This window comes from Streptomyces soli (genome assembly GCF_003999195.1).
Classification (GTDB): Bacteria; Actinomycetota; Actinomycetes; order Streptomycetales; family Streptomycetaceae; genus Actinacidiphila; species Actinacidiphila soli.
In genome coordinates this window covers 17,952-32,022 of sequence record NZ_RJVR01000240.1, presented here as the reverse complement: position 1 = coordinate 32,022, position 14,071 = coordinate 17,952, and the positions used below count along the sequence as shown (strand labels likewise).

General features: G+C 70.9%; 16 protein-coding genes and 1 riboswitch. Of the genes, 7 read left to right on the top strand and 9 right to left on the bottom strand.

Annotation, left to right across the window (positions count from 1 at the left end; all coding sequences use genetic code 11):
* Positions 1 to 171 precede the first annotated feature (171 nt).
* Both pknB and EFK10_RS24080 read left to right on the top strand, forming a co-directional pair.
* Entirely contained in the window at positions 172 to 2,085 is a 1,914-nt protein-coding gene (pknB, locus tag EFK10_RS24085; RefSeq protein WP_127357717.1) for a Stk1 family PASTA domain-containing Ser/Thr kinase, read from the top strand.
* A gap of 1 nt (position 2,086) precedes the next feature.
* On the top strand, positions 2,087 to 2,950 hold the full coding sequence (locus EFK10_RS24080) for a deoxyribonuclease IV (protein WP_127357716.1): 864 nt from the start codon (positions 2,087 to 2,089) through the stop codon (positions 2,948 to 2,950).
* 8 nt (positions 2,951 to 2,958) lie between these two features.
* Here EFK10_RS24080 and EFK10_RS24075 read toward each other — a convergent pair whose 3' ends face one another.
* A complete protein-coding gene (locus EFK10_RS24075; protein ID WP_127357715.1) occupies positions 2,959 to 3,582 on the bottom strand; it encodes a sulfite oxidase-like oxidoreductase in 624 nt (207 codons plus the stop codon).
* Between the two features lie 166 nt (positions 3,583 to 3,748).
* On the opposite strand from EFK10_RS24075, the gene bfr reads away from it, so the two are divergent.
* Entirely contained in the window at positions 3,749 to 4,228 is a 480-nt protein-coding gene (gene bfr / locus EFK10_RS24070; protein ID WP_127357714.1) for a bacterioferritin, read from the top strand.
* A 6-nt stretch (positions 4,229 to 4,234) separates the two neighbouring features.
* Here bfr and EFK10_RS24065 read toward each other — a convergent pair whose 3' ends face one another.
* Complete coding sequence (locus tag EFK10_RS24065; protein ID WP_127357713.1) at positions 4,235 to 4,480, bottom strand: (2Fe-2S)-binding protein; 246 nt, start codon at positions 4,478 to 4,480, stop codon at positions 4,235 to 4,237.
* A 127-nt stretch (positions 4,481 to 4,607) separates the two neighbouring features.
* Positions 4,608 to 5,954 (bottom strand): class II 3-deoxy-7-phosphoheptulonate synthase, encoded by a 1,347-nt coding sequence (locus EFK10_RS24060; RefSeq protein WP_127357712.1) that lies wholly within the window; start codon positions 5,952 to 5,954, stop codon positions 4,608 to 4,610.
* 141 nt (positions 5,955 to 6,095) lie between these two features.
* Here EFK10_RS24060 and EFK10_RS24055 point away from each other — a divergent pair, with 141 nt between their 5' ends.
* Entirely contained in the window at positions 6,096 to 6,875 is a 780-nt protein-coding gene (locus EFK10_RS24055; protein ID WP_127357711.1) for a GIDE domain-containing protein, read from the top strand.
* Positions 6,876 to 6,891: 16 nt separating this feature from the next.
* Positions 6,892 to 7,251, top strand: coding sequence for a hypothetical protein (locus tag EFK10_RS24050; protein WP_127357710.1), 360 nt, complete (start codon positions 6,892 to 6,894; stop codon positions 7,249 to 7,251).
* Here the strand turns inward: EFK10_RS24050 and EFK10_RS24045 are convergent.
* Positions 7,232 to 7,540 carry an anthrone oxygenase family protein gene (locus EFK10_RS24045; RefSeq protein WP_127357709.1) on the bottom strand — a complete coding sequence of 103 codons (309 nt, stop codon included), beginning with the start codon at positions 7,538 to 7,540 and terminating at the stop codon, positions 7,232 to 7,234. The genes EFK10_RS24050 and EFK10_RS24045 overlap by 20 nt on opposite strands.
* Here EFK10_RS24045 and EFK10_RS53425 point away from each other — a divergent pair.
* Both EFK10_RS53425 and EFK10_RS24035 read left to right on the top strand, forming a co-directional pair.
* On the top strand, positions 7,512 to 7,577 hold the full coding sequence (locus EFK10_RS53425; protein ID WP_407647127.1) for a trp operon leader peptide: 66 nt from the start codon (positions 7,512 to 7,514) through the stop codon (positions 7,575 to 7,577). The genes EFK10_RS24045 and EFK10_RS53425 overlap by 29 nt on opposite strands.
* 109 nt (positions 7,578 to 7,686) lie before the next feature.
* On the top strand, positions 7,687 to 9,564 hold the full coding sequence (locus EFK10_RS24035) for an anthranilate synthase family protein (protein WP_127357707.1): 1,878 nt from the start codon (positions 7,687 to 7,689) through the stop codon (positions 9,562 to 9,564).
* On the opposite strand, the gene EFK10_RS24030 is transcribed toward EFK10_RS24035, so the two are convergent.
* The 5 genes from EFK10_RS24030 to thiO form a co-directional block, all read right to left on the bottom strand.
* Positions 9,548 to 10,150 (bottom strand): uridine kinase family protein, encoded by a 603-nt coding sequence (locus EFK10_RS24030; RefSeq protein ID WP_127357706.1) that lies wholly within the window; start codon positions 10,148 to 10,150, stop codon positions 9,548 to 9,550. The two genes, EFK10_RS24035 and EFK10_RS24030, sit on opposite strands and share 17 nt — an antisense overlap.
* Before the next feature lie 143 nt (positions 10,151 to 10,293).
* A complete protein-coding gene (locus EFK10_RS24025; RefSeq protein ID WP_127357705.1) occupies positions 10,294 to 11,325 on the bottom strand; it encodes a 6-phosphofructokinase in 1,032 nt (343 codons plus the stop codon).
* A gap of 115 nt (positions 11,326 to 11,440) precedes the next feature.
* Positions 11,441 to 12,262: a thiazole synthase gene (locus tag EFK10_RS24020; RefSeq protein ID WP_127357704.1), complete on the bottom strand. Its 822-nt coding sequence runs from the start codon at positions 12,260 to 12,262 to the stop codon at positions 11,441 to 11,443.
* 5 nt (positions 12,263 to 12,267) lie between these two features.
* The gene (thiS, locus tag EFK10_RS24015) at positions 12,268 to 12,477 is read right to left on the bottom strand and encodes a sulfur carrier protein ThiS (RefSeq protein ID WP_164836136.1); all 210 of its coding nucleotides are present in this window, start codon (positions 12,475 to 12,477) and stop codon (positions 12,268 to 12,270) included.
* Positions 12,474 to 13,628 (bottom strand): glycine oxidase ThiO, encoded by a 1,155-nt coding sequence (thiO, locus tag EFK10_RS24010; RefSeq protein ID WP_127357703.1) that lies wholly within the window; start codon positions 13,626 to 13,628, stop codon positions 12,474 to 12,476. The genes thiS and thiO overlap by 4 nt, the downstream gene beginning before the upstream one ends.
* Positions 13,629 to 13,630: 2 nt before the next feature.
* A riboswitch (TPP riboswitch) is annotated at positions 13,631 to 13,742 on the bottom strand.
* Positions 13,743 to 14,071 lie beyond the last annotated feature (329 nt).

The window sequence follows — 14,071 nt, the reverse complement described above, 5'->3', positions numbered from 1 at the left end:
CCGGGGTCCAGGGGCAGCGACCCTGGTTTCGGGAAGGGGCGGGGTGGGGGAGGAACAGCCGGCCGCGGCCCGGCGCGGGGGTCACGGTTCGGTTCCGGTCGTGTACGGGGGCGGCACAACGCGTGCGGGTTAGGCCGGACGGGTCAGCCGCGGCTCGTAGACTGCTGAACCGTGGATATGACCCTTCAGGACCCGCTTGTCGGGCAGACGCTCGATGGCCGCTACCGGGTGGAGACCCGGATCGCGGTCGGCGGGATGGCGACGGTCTACCGGGCCGTGGACACCCGCCTGGACCGCGTGCTCGCGCTGAAGGTGATGCACCCGGGGCTGGCGGCGGACGGCGGCTTCGTGGATCGGTTCATCCGGGAGGCGAAGGCGGTGGCCCGCCTGGCGCACCCGAATGTGGTGGGGGTCTACGACCAGGGCACGGACGGCACCTACGTCTACCTCGCCATGGAGTACATCGCGGGCTGCACCCTGCGTGACGTCATGCGCGAGCGCGGCGCGCTGCACCCCCGGGCGGCCCTGGACATCCTGGAGCCCGTGCTGGCCGGGCTCGGGGCGGCGCATCGCGCGGGGCTGGTCCACCGGGACATGAAGCCGGAGAACGTGCTGATCGGGGACGACGGGCGCGTGAAGGTGGTGGACTTCGGCCTGGTCAGGGCGGTGGACACCAACACCACGGCGACGACCGGCGGAGTCCTCGGCACGGTGTCGTACATGGCGCCGGAGCAGATCGAGAACGGCGCGACCGACGCCCGCACGGATGTGTACGCCTGCGGGCTGCTGCTGTACGAGATGCTGACCGGCGGCAAGCCGCACACCGGCGACACGGCGATGCAGGTCATTTACCAGCGCCTCCACGAGGACATCACGCCGCCCTCCGTCACCGTCCCGGGCCTCGCCCCGCAGCTGGACTGGCTGGTCGCCGGTGCCGCCGCACGGGACGCCGCGCTGCGGCCCGCCGACGCGGTGGAGCTGCTGGCGCGGCTGCACACCGCCCGCCAGGCGCTCACCGACGAGCAGTTGGACGCGGTGCCGGCGGCGGCCAGGCCGATGCCGCCCGCCGTGGGGTCCGAGGAGCCGACCACGGCCGTGCGGTACGCCGAGCCGGCGGAAGCGCTGAACCGGACCAGCCTGCTGGCGAGCCCGCCGCCGCCCCCGGCCGCCCGGCGCCGGAGCAGCGGCAGCGGCGGCAACAGCAGGGGCAGCCGCAGGGGCCCGGCCGCACTCCTGGCCGCCATCCTCGTGATCGTCGGCCTCTGCGCGGGCGTTTGGTACGTCGCGGAGGGGCAGTTCACCAGGACCCCGGCCGTGGTGGACCTGACCCAGGCTCAGGCCGAGCACGACCTGCGCGCGGCGGGCCTCGACGTCAAGGTCGCGACGGACTACAGCGAGAGCGTCGACAGGGGCAAGGTGATCAGCACCGACCCCGCCACGGGCGAGCGCGTACGGGACAACGGCACGGTCACCATCACCGTGTCCAAGGGCCCGGAGCGGGTGAGCGTCCCCGATGTGACCGGTAAGGCGCTGGTCGCGGCCAGGCAGCAGCTCAGGCAGGTCGGGCTCACCCCGGGGACGGTCACCCGGGAGTTCAGCGACGAGGTGGACGCCGGCCAGGTGATCAGCACCGACCCGAAGTCCGGCACGAGCCGCGGGCCGGACAGCCCCGTCGGGATCACCGTCAGCAGGGGCCAGCCGGTGGACGTACCGGACGTGGTCGGTGACTCCGTCGACGACGCCAGGTCGTCGCTGGAGGACGCCGGGCTAACCGTGAAGGTCGCCAAGACGCCCGTGTACTCCGACGCGGCCGACCCCGGCGACGTCGCCCTCCAGACCCCCGGCCCGGACGGGCAGCTCGGTCAGGGCGACACCGTCACTCTGACCCTCTCCAAGGGCCAGCAGATCGTCGACGTCCCGGATGTGGACGGCAAGAGCGTCGACGAGGCCAAGAAGATCCTCAAGGACGCCGGCTTCGACGTCCGCGTGATCCAGTTCTTCTTCACCGGCAAGGTCAACAACCAGTCCCCGGGCGCAGGCCAGCAGGCCGCCAAGGGCAGCACGATCACCCTGTGGGTGAGCTGACGTGCCCGGTGACCTCCGTAACCCCGTCGGCGGCCATACCCCCGTCGCGGGCGGCCTCGCGCGCGTCGGGCTGTCGTACGCGCGGACCATGGGCGCCGAGGCCGTACAGGTCTTCGTCGCCAACCCGCGCGGCTGGGCCACCCCGCCCGGCAGCCCGGCCCAGGACCAGGCCTTCCGCGAGCGCTGCGCCGCCGAGGGCATCCCGGCGTACGTCCACGCGCCCTACCTGATCAACTTCGGCTCGCACACCGAGGCGACCGTCGATAAGTCCGTGGACTCACTGCGCCACTCGCTGCGCCGGGCCCGGGACATCGGCGCCCTCGGCGTCGTCGTCCACACCGGGTCGGCGACCGGCGGCCGGCCGCGTTCCGTCGCCCTCGCCCAGGCCAGGGAGCGGATGCTGCCGCTGCTGGACGAGCTGACCCACGACGATGACCCCTGGCTGCTCCTGGAGCCCACCGCCGGCCAGGGCTTCTCCCTCTGCTCCCTCGCCGAGGACCTCGGCCCGTACTTCGACGTACTTGACCGGCACCCCCGGCTGGGCGTCTGCCTGGACACCTGCCACGCCTTCGCCGCCGGGCACGACATGGCGGCGCCGGGCGGCATGAAGCTCCTGCTGGACGAACTGGTCGACACCGTCGGCGAGGGGCGGCTGCGGCTCATCCACGCCAACGACTCCAAGGACGTGGTCGGCGCCCACAAGGACCGCCACGAGAACATCGGCGCCGGCCACATCGGCGAGGACGCCTTCGCCGATCTCTTCATCCACCCCGCCACGGCCGGCGTCCCGCTGGTCATCGAGACCCCGGGCGGTCCGGAGGGCCACGCGGCGGACATCGCCCGCCTCAAGCGGCTTCGCGGCTAGGGCTGGGGCTAGAGTTCGGGCCCGTCGCCGGGCTCCTCCTGGTACGAGTAGCGCTGCTCGGCCCAGGGGTCGCCGACGTTGTGATAGCCGCGCTCCTCCCAGAAGCCGCGACGGTCGGCGGTCATGTACTCGACGCCACGGACCCACTTGGGGCCCTTCCAGGCGTACAGGTGGGGCACGATGAGCCGGGCGGGGAAGCCATGTTCCGCAGTGAGCGGCTCGCCCCCGCGATGGGTGGCGAATATCGACTTGTCGTCGGCGAAGTCGGAGAGCCGGAGATTCGAGCTGAAGCCGTACTCGGCCCAGACCATCACATGGGTGACCTCGGGCGCGGGCGGTGCCAGCTTCAGGACCGCGGAGGCAGCGACCCCGCCCCACTCGACGCCGAGCATGCTGAACTTGGTCACGCAGTGGAAGTCACCGACGACCGTCGTATACGGCAGCGCAGCGAACTCCTCGTGGTTCCAGCAGTGTTTGTCACCGTCCGCCGTGGCACCGAACACCCTGAATTCCCAGCGGTCCGGCTTGAAGCGCGGTACGGGTCCGTAGTGCGTCACCGGCCAGCCGCGCTGAAGCCGCTGCCCCGGAGGAAGCTCGTCCGGCTTCCCCTCGTGACGTTCGGACTGACCCATGACTCCATGGTGACAGACCGGATGCAGTGCTACCGACCAGGACCATCCCAAACGGTGACAAGCCGGTCCGTGGCACTAAGCTTCCACTTACTGGATCAGCCAGGCGTGCGATGCCATGATGCGGCGGGCAACTTGTCGAACCCCGTGAGGAAGGACGGAGTCTGCCATGCAGGGCGACCCCGAGGTCATCGAGTTCTTGAACGAGCAGCTGACCGGCGAGCTGACCGCGATCAACCAGTACTTCCTGCACGCCAAGATGCAGGAGAACTTCGGCTGGACGAAGCTCGCGAAGTACACGCGTCACGAGTCGTTCGACGAGATGAAGCACGCGGAAGTGCTCACCGACCGCATCCTCTTCCTCGAGGGCCTGCCCAACTACCAGCGGCTCTTCCATGTCCGCGTGGGCCAGACGGTCACCGAGATGTTCCGGGCCGACCGCGAGGTCGAGGTCGAGGCGATCGACCGCCTCAAGCGCGGCATCGAGGTCATGCGGGCCAAGGGTGACATCACCTCGGCCAATATCTTCGAGAGCATCCTCGCGGACGAGGAGCACCACATCGACTACCTCGACACCCAGCTGGATCTGGTCGAGAAGCTTGGTGAGGCGCTCTACATCGCCCAGCTGATCGAACAGCCGGAGAGCTGAGGCGGGCTACGCGGCCCGCGCCGCCTCGTCCGGTACGAAGGTCCGGGCGACGGTCGTCGCCATCTCCGTACGGGGGGCGCAGCTGGTACCACGGCCCAGCAGGGCCTGTATACGACGTACGCACGAGCCGCAGTCGGTGCCGGCCTTGCAGGCCGAGGCGATCTGGCGGGGGGTGCAGCGGCCGGCATCCGCATGCTGCTTGACCTGCTCTTCGGTGATGCCGAAGCACGAGCAGACGTACACGCGGTTCACCCCTTCCCGGGTCCCGACCTGAGGTTAACCTAACCTTACCCGGCGTCCGTCGGAGTGAAAAGTGGTGAGGGGCAAGGATCGATGTGATCCGTGCCCCTCGTCCAGTTGCCGCCGGGTATTCCGGGTGCTACCGCCGGTACATCTCCGCGACCAGGAAGGCCAGATCGAGCGACTGGCTGCGGTTGAGCCGCGGGTCGCAGGCCGTCTCGTACCGCTGGTGCAGGTCGTCGACGAAGATCTCGTCGCCGCCGCCCACGCACTCCGTCACGTCGTCACCGGTCAGCTCCACGTGGATGCCGCCCGGGTGCGTGCCCAGGCCGTGGTGCACCTCGAAGAAGCCCTTGACCTCGTCCAGGACGTCGTCGAAGCGGCGGGTCTTGTGGCCGGAGGCCGCCTCGAAGGTATTGCCGTGCATCGGGTCGCAGACCCAGGCCACCCGGGCACCGGACGCGCTGACCTTCTCCACGAGGGTCGGCAGCTTGTCGCGGACCTTGTCGGCGCCCATCCGGGAAATGAACGTGAGCCGCCCCGGCTCGCGCTCCGGGTCCAGCTTGTCGATCAGCGCCAGCGCCTCTTCCGGCGCCGTCGTCGGACCGAGCTTCACCCCGATCGGGTTGCGGATCCGCGACGCGAACTCGACGTGGGCCCCGTTCAGCTGCCGGGTGCGCTCGCCGATCCACACCATGTGGCCCGACACGTCGTACAGGTTGCCGGTCCGCGAGTCGGTGCGGGTCAGCGCCGATTCGTAGTCCAGCAGCAGTGCCTCGTGCGACGCGTAGAACTCCACGGTCCGGAACTCGGCGGGGTCCACCCCGCACGCCTCCATGAAGTACAGCGCGTTGTCGATCTCCCGGGCCAGGGCCTCGTAGCGCTGGCCGGAGGGGGACGACTTCACGAAGTCCTGGTTCCAGGCGTGCACCTGCCGCAGGTCCGCGTAACCGCCGGTCGTGAAGGCCCGTACGAGGTTCAGCGTCGCCGACGACGCGTTGTACATCCGCTTCAGCCGCTCCGGATCCGGGATCCGGGACTCCTCGGTGAACTCGTAGCCGTTGACCGAGTCGCCCCGGTAGGTCGGCAGCGTGACCCCGTCGCGGGTCTCGGTCGGCTTCGAGCGCGGCTTGCTGTACTGGCCGGCGATCCGGCCCACCTTCACGACGGGCACCGAGCCCGCGTACGTGAGCACGGCGCCCATCTGCAGCAGCGTCTTCAGCTTGTTGCGGATCTGGTCCGCGGACACCGCGTCGAAGGCCTCCGCGCAGTCGCCGCCCTGCAGTAGGAACGCCTCGCCACGGGCGACGGCGCCCAGACGGTCGCGCAGCTGGTCGCACTCGCCCGCGAAGACGAGCGGCGGATACGATTCGAGGTCCGCGATCACATCGCGCAGAGCCTCGGCATCGGGGTACTCGGGCTGCTGCGCCGCGGGCAGGTGTCGCCAGGCGTTGCCACCGGCGTGGGTTTCAGCGTTCACGGTCACGCATCCCACATTACGGGGTCGTGTCGACTGTTTTTCGCATCAGCCCAGTGGATGAGACAGCCTCACCGGCCTCACCCGCGACTTCCCGGGCCGTATAAAGTCGCCGCGGTCGAGAAAGCCCACGTGGCTCGGGGAGATGTTGTGATCTGGATTGGTCTGGCCGTATTGGTCGCGGCGGTGGTCTGCGCGTTTCTGGCACGTGCCGCGCACGGGCGCGCCCGCTCCATGGAGAGCACCGAGACGCTGCCCGTCCAGGACCTGCGCGCCCTGCACGACGCGGCCGTCCAGGCGGCGGGCCAGGGCGCCTTCCGCTACCGGTGCGAGGTGGAGGGGCTGGTCCGGCCGCACAAGGACGGCGCGCTGAAGTCCCAGCTCGAGAGCCTGGAGTGCGTGTGGCACCGCCACAAGATCACCCGTAAGTATGAGGAGACGTACCACGACAGCAAGGGCCGGCGGCAGCGCAGGACCCGCACCGAAACCCTCTCCGACTACACCAGCACCACCGCCTTCTTCGTCGAGGACGCCACCGGCAAGATGGTCATACGCCCCGGCAAGCACGAGGTCATCGGTGCCGAGAAGGTGCTCGACCGCTTCGACGTCCACGACGGCGGCACCGCCAACCGCCTCGAACTCGGCCCCCTGCGCCTGAACCTCGGCCGCAGCGACGGGACCATCGGCTTCAAGCGCGAGGAGTGGATCGTCCGCCCCGGCAGCCGCTTCTACGTCCACGGCGAGGCGGCCGACACCAACGGCCGCCTGGCCGTCGGCGAGCCGGCCGAGGGCGGTGTCTTCCTCATGTCCGTCAAGACCGAGGAAGAACTCCTCCGGTCCGAGAACAACAACGTCCTCGGCTTCGGCATCGGCTCCGGCGTCGCCGCCGTCGCCGGCGTCGTCCTGCTGGTGCTCGGCATCATCCACTGATCCCCGCGAGTCCCGCATGACCCGTTGCCGGTCCCGCCGCCTGACCGTAGGCCCGGACCGCTTCCGCTGGACCGTCGGCCACCGGCACGGCGGGCCGTCCGGGGCCGACTGCCAGGAAGTGCTGACCGTCTTCCGGGCGGAGCCGGCGGGCGGCCGCCTCCGCTTCGCCTTCCCGCTCAACGGCGCCGTGGTGCACGAGGGCGGCGTATGGCGCCCCGGCGACGGCGGCTACCTCAACCTCAACCTTCCCGGCACGGTAAGGGCCTTCCTGGACGAGGCACTGGCCGCCGGTCACTCCTTGACGGTCGGCGCGGCGGCCGAGGTCGACGGCTGGCAGTTCTTCGACGCCGTACTGGCTAGGCTCGGCGCCCGCTGAGCACCAGGGCCCAGGACAGGCAGGCCAGGGCGACGGTGCAGGTGAGGGTGCGGACGATGTTCCAGCGGACCCAGGTGGTTTCGAAGTGCTCGCGGACGGCGGCGAGGTCGGGGATGCGGTCGGGTGTGCCGGCGGCTTCGAGCTGGTCGTTGAGGGGGACGTTGACGGCGAAGGTGATGGCGAGCATGGCCACGTAGAGCACAACGGCGGCGATGATCAAGGCCATCCGATCTTCGTGGACGTGCGCTAAAGTGCGGAGTATGCACGCGAAGCAGATCAGCATGAACATGAACTGGTGGTGGACCGCTCATCCGGCGGCCCACTGACTCGCGCGCACCCAAGACATCGCGAAGGCCGCCCCAGGGGCGGCCTTCGGCGTTTCCGCAGCCCGGCCGCTCCTCCCGTACTCAGTAGTCCGTACCGGAAGGAACCGCCGTGCACAGCCTCATCGAGCGACTGCTCTCTCCCGCCGCCCCGCCCTTCGCCCTGATCCGCCGCCGCACGCCCGGCCGGGACGCCCACACTGTCGAAGTGCTGATCGGGCCGGTGACCACGGTCGAGCGGCTGGTCGACGTGCCGCTGCCGACCGCGCTGGTGATGGTGCCGTTCCGGCAGATCGCCGAGCGCGGCTTCGACGTACGCGACGACGGGACACCGCTGGCGGTGCTGGTACCGCAGGAGTCCCATGAGCTGCCGCTGAGCGAGGTCATGGCGGCGCTGCCCGCGCATGACGTACGCGTCGAGGACGGAGCCTTCGACATCGACGACGACACCTACGCAGGGATCGTGGGCCGCGTCATCGAGGACGAGATCGGGCAGGGCGAGGGCGCGAACTTCGTGATCCGGCGAACCTTCCGCGGCCGGATCCCGGACTTCGCGGCGGCGGACGCGCTCGCGCTCTTCCGGCGACTGCTGAGCGGCGAGCGCGGCGCCTATTGGACGTACGTCGTGCACACCCCGGAGCGGACCCTCGTCGGCGCCAGCCCCGAGGTGCACGTCCGCATGTCGGGCGGGACCGTCGTGATGAACCCGATCAGCGGCACGTACCGCTACCCCTCGACCGGCCCGGACGCCGAAGGGCTGCTGGCCTTCCTCCACGACGCCAAGGAGGTGGAGGAGTTGACGATGGTCGTGGACGAGGAGTTGAAGATGATGTCCGCCATCTGCAGCCTGGGCGGAGTCGTGGTCGGCCCCCGCCTGAAGGAGATGGCGCACCTGGCGCACACCGAGTACGAGCTGCGCGGCCGCAGCACCATGGACGTACGGGACGTGCTGCGCGAGACCATGTTCGCGGCGACCGTGACCGGCTCCCCGGTGCAGAACGCCTGCCGCGTCATCCAGCGGTACGAGCCGGGTGGCCGCGGCTACTACGCGGGCGCCCTCGCGCTCATCGGCCAGGACGCGGGCGGAGCACAGACCCTGGACTCGCCGATCCTGATCAGGACGGTCGACATCGCGCCGGACGGGCAGCTCAAGGTGCCGGTCGGGGCGACGCTCGTGCGGCACTCCGACCCGTACGCGGAGGTCGCCGAGACCCGCGCCAAGGCGGCCGGCGTGCTGACGGCCCTCGGGGTCCTGCCCGGGCCCGTACGGGACGAGAGCGCACGGGGCCCGCGCCTGGCGGAGGACGTACGGGTGCAGGCGGCCCTGGACGCGCGGCGGGCGAACCTGGCGCCCTTCTGGCTACGGATGCAGACCAAGCAGCCCCAGCCGGTCAACGGCCACGCCCTGGTGGTCGACGGCGAGGACACTTTCACGGCGATGCTGGCGCACGCCCTGCGCTCGTCCGGCTACGAGGTGACCGTACGGCGCTACGACGACCCGGGGCTGCGCGGGGCCGCCCTCGCCCACGAGGGCCCGGTCGTCCTGGGCCCCGGGCCCGGGGATCCGGCCGACGCAGCCGACCCGAAAATGCGCTTCCTGCGCGCGCTCGCCGCCGAGCTGCTCCGCGACCACGCGCACGGGCTGCTCGGGGTGTGCCTCGGCCAGGAGCTGATCGCGGCCGAGCTGGGGCTGGAGATCGTCCGCAAGGACGAGCCGTTCCAGGGCGCGCAGAAGACGATCGACTTCTTCGGGCGCCCGGAGACGGTCGGCTTCTACAACTCCTTCACCGCGCGCGCCGACGACGCCACCGTCGGCGAACTGGCGATGCACCGCGTCGAGCTGAGCCGCGACCCGGCCACCGGCGACGTGCACGCGATGCGCGGGCCAGGCTTCGCGGGCGTGCAGTTCCACCCGGAGTCCGTACTGACGCTGGACGGCACCCGGATCCTGGCGGAGCTGCTGGCCAGGGTGCTCACGCCGTCTCGCTGAAGGCGGAGGCCTCCAGGGCGGGGTGTTCGGAGAGCACCGGGCCGACCAGCATCATCACGGAGGCCAGCATCTCGTACTCGTCGGCGGTGCCGTCGACCACGAGATCGGCCAGGGCGCGGGAGGGAGCGACATGCTGGGCATGCCGGTCCCTCCCGCCCTGGAGGTAGTTGAGCAGCGAGATACGCGGATCCTGCCGCTGGGCCTCGATCTTGCGGAGGATCTTCCGGGCCAGCCGTACGTCGTCGGGGGCGTCGACGTACACCCGCCAGGTCGCGCGGGCGAGGACCGCCGGGAGGGTCAGCGCGAACAGCCCCTCCACCACGACCAGCCGCCGGTCGGAGCAGAGCGCGGAGTCGATCGCGGCCGCCACCGCCGCCTCGTCGATCGAGCCGGGGTGATTCCAGTCCAGGACCGGATAGCCGGTCGCGCTGACCGTCCACACGCCGCGCATCCGATCGTGCGCGGACACGTAGAAGTCGTCGATGTGGACCAGGGCGATGCTCTCGGGATGGTGCAGCGACAGCGCCTCGGCAAGGGTGGACTTGCCGGATGCGGTGCCGCCTGCAACCGCCAGTACACCCGTCATCCGGGCGCTCCTCAGCTGCTCATGGGGGGTTTACGAAGCGGCCGGACTAGCCGGGTGGAGGGAATGTAAGGCCGCCTGATCTCCCATGGCAAGCAGGGAAAGCTGTGGGGTCGCGGAGGAAACCTTGTGTTTATCCGGTGGGGTTATCCGAAGAAGACGCTCGCCTCCGCGTAGAGGCTCGGATCGACCGTCTTGATGTGCGCCGTCGCCGCCGCCAGCGGCACCCGCACGATGTCCGTGCCGCGCAGCGCGACCATCTTCCCGAAGTCCCCGTCCCGTACGGCATCGATCGCGTGCAGCCCGAAGCGGGTGGCCAACCAGCGGTCGAAGGCGCTCGGCGTGCCGCCGCGCTGGATGTGCCCGAGCACGGTGGTCCTGGCCTCCTTGCCGGTGCGCTTCTCGATCTCCTTGGCCAGCCATTCGCCGACCCCGGACAGCCGTACGTGGCCGAAGGAGTCGAGCGTGCCGTCCTTGAGGACCACGTCGCCGTCCTTGGGCATCGCACCCTCCGCGACCACCACGATGGGCGCGTAACGGATCTTGAAGCGGCTCTCCACCCAGGCGCAGACCTGATCGACGTCGAAGCGCTGCTCCGGGATGAGGATGACGTTGGCGCCGCCGGCCAGACCCGAGTGCAGCGCGATCCACCCGGCGTGCCGGCCCATGACCTCGACGACGAGGGCGCGCATGTGCGACTCGGCGGTGGTGTGGAGGCGGTCGATGGCCTCGGTCGCGATGTTGACGGCGGTGTCGAAACCGAAGGTGTAGTCGGTGGCCGACAGGTCGTTGTCGATGGTCTTCGGTACGCCGACGCAGTTGATGCCGTACTCGTCGTCGGCGAGGGTGGTGGCCACGCCGAGCGTGTCCTCGCCGCCGATCACGATCAGCGCGTCCACCTCGAACTCGGCGAGGTTCTCCTTGACCCGCCGGATGCCGTTCTCCGCCTTCAGCGGATTCGTGCGCGACGACCCGAGGATCGTGCCGCCGCGCGGCAGGATCCCGCGCACCGCCGGGATGTCGAGCGGCACGGTGTCGCCCTCGAGCGGCCCGCGCCAGCCGTCCCGGAAGCCGATGAAGTCGTAGTCGTACTCCTGGACGCCCTTGCGGACGATGGCGCGGATGACCGCATTGAGCCCGGGGCAGTCACCGCCGCCGGTCAGTACTCCGACCCGCATGGTTCTCTCCCTTTTGTCGACGTTGACAATGCGGCCACGCTAGCGTGATCCGCGTCACACGAGGGATGGGTCGGCAGGTGAATTCCCCGGGATCACGGGGACCTCGGGTGGCTCCTCACCCAGGGATTTCACTCGTACGGGCGGAAAAAGCCGGGGCTTCGGGGTCGAAGGCCGCCACACCCTCGATCGGCGACGACGCCTCCGCGTAATGCCGCCGGGGAATCCGGCCCGCCCGGTGCGCGAGACGGCCCGCCTCGACGGCATGCCGCATCGCCTCGGCCATGAGGACGGGCTCCTGGGCCCGGGTCACGGCCGAGGCCAGCATGACGGCGGCGCAGCCCAGCTCCATGGCGAGGGCGGCGTCGGACGCCGTACCGGCGCCGGCGTCCAGGATCACCGGGACGGTGGCCCGCTCGACGATCAGCTGGAAGTTGTGCGGGTTGCGGATGCCGAGCCCGGAGCCGATGGGCGAGCCGAGCGGCATGATCGCCGCGCAGCCGACGTCCTCCAGCTTCCGGGCCAGGACCGGGTCGTCGTTGGTGTAGGGCAGGACGGTGAAGCCGTCGTCCACCAAGGTCTCGGCGGCGTCGAGGAGTTCGACGGTGTCGGGCAGCAGCGTGCGCTCGTCGGCGACCACTTCCAGCTTCACCCAGTCCGTGCCGAGCGCCTCGCGGGCCAGCCGGGCGGTGAGGACGGCCTCGCCCGCGGTGAAACAGCCGGCGGTGTTGGGGAGCACACGGATGCCGTGCTTGCCCAGGAGGGAGAGGACCGAGCCCTTCACAGTCGGGTCCAGGCGCCGCATGGCGACCGTGGTCAGTTCGGTGCCGGAGGCGATGAGCGCCCGCTCCATGATCTCCAGGCTGGGCGCGCCACCGGTGCCCATGATGAGGCGGGAGGCGAAGGTCGTACCGGCGATGGTCAGCGGGTCGTCGGCCATGGTGGTCAGCCTCCCTGTACTGCGGTCAGGACCTCGACGCGGTCGCCGTCGCGGAGCGCGGTCGCCGGCCACTGCCCGCGCGGCACCACGGTCTCGTTCAGCGCGGCCGCCACCCCGGAGTGCGCGGTGGTGAGCGTCGCGACCAGGCGGTCGAGGGTGATGCCGGGCTGGAGCTCGCGGGGCTCGCCGTTGACCTTCACGTTCAGACGGATCATGCGGGCTGCTCCAGCCGTGAGGAAAAGCGGGCGGGGGAGAAGTGCCGGGCCTGGGGCGGGACTTCGCCGCCGGTCAGCAGCGCGGCCATGATGTCGCCGGTCACCGGTGTGAGCAGCACCCCGTTGCGGTGGTGCCCGGTGGCCAGCAGCAGCCCGGGCAGCCGCGGCGCCTCGCCCAGCATCGGGGCGTTGTCCGGCGATCCGGGGCGCAGGCCCGCCAGCGTCTCGACCAGGGGGAGTTCGGTGATGCCCGGTACGAGCTCGTGCGCGTCGCGCAGCAGCTCGTACACGCCGCCCGCCGTCACCGTCGTGTCCCAGCCCAGCTCCTCGCTGGTCGCGCCGACCACCAGCTCGCCGTTCTCGCGCGGCACCAGGTAGACGTGCCCGCCGCGCACCACGGCCCGTACGGTCCGCGACAGGAACGGCGCGTACGCCGCAGGGATCCGCAGCCGCAGCACCTGGCCCTTCACCGGGCGCACCGGCGGCAGCACGTGCTCCGGCAGGCCGCCGATCGTGCCGCTGCGACTGCCTGCGGCAAGCACGGTCCGGTCAGCGGTGAGCGTCGTCCCGTCGCGGAGCACGGCACCGCGCGCCCGGCCCCGCACCACCTCGACGCGGGCCACCTCCGAGCGGTGGAAGTCGACCCCGCTGAGGTCGGCGGCGCGCAGCAGCGCCTTCGCGAGGCGGCGCGGGTCGATCTGATGATCCCCGTCCACCCGCAGCCCGCCACGAACGCCCGGCGCCAGCATCGGCTCCAGCCGGCGGCACTCGCGGCCGCTCAGCCACTCCGACTCCAGGCCCAACCGGCTCTGGAACGCGTGCAGTTCGCGCAGGTCCGCCCGATCGTCCGCGTCCAGCGCCACGGCGAGCGTGCCGCACCGGCGATACCCCAGGTCCAGGCCGGTCGCCTCGCTCAACTCCCCGGCGAACGCCGCGTACCGGCGGGCCGAGGCCAGATTGAGCTCCAGCAGCTCCTGCTCCCCGTACTGCAGCTCCGTCACCGCGGCCAGCATCCCCGCCGCCACATGCGCCGCCCCGCGGCCCGGCTCCGGGTCTGCCACCGCGGTACGGAGGCCCTGCTGGGCCGCCCGCCACGCTGTCACGAGGCCGATGATGCCGCCGCCCACGACGACCACGTCATACCGATGCATCTGCTGCACCTGCTTCTTCTCCCTTCGCCGGCATGACCCGGATCAGGTTCGTACGGTCGGCGGCCGTCCAGCCGCCCTCTCAGCCCGGTCCGCCGGGCTCCCGCGAGTGTGTTTGCCCAGCCACCCTAGTACGCCCCCGGCGGCCCCGCCATGGCCCTCCCGGCCCCTGCAGCGGTTCGACGCCGCCCTCGCACTGCTTGGCGCCGACGCGCCCCCCGGGCTTCGCCCCGCTGCGCCGCGAGGGGCGCAGAAAGGGAGGGGCACCTGGCCGTACGCCCGCAGGTGTCAACGCGACCCCGGCCACCTACCGGGCAGGGGCGCGGCGGCAGCCCTGGCACGGCGGACGGGGGCACTCTCCCCCAGACTCCGTCCGGGGGGACCCCCACCAGCCTTCGGCCGGTGGGGGTCCCCCGGCGAAGCCAGGGGGAGGACCCCCACCCAGA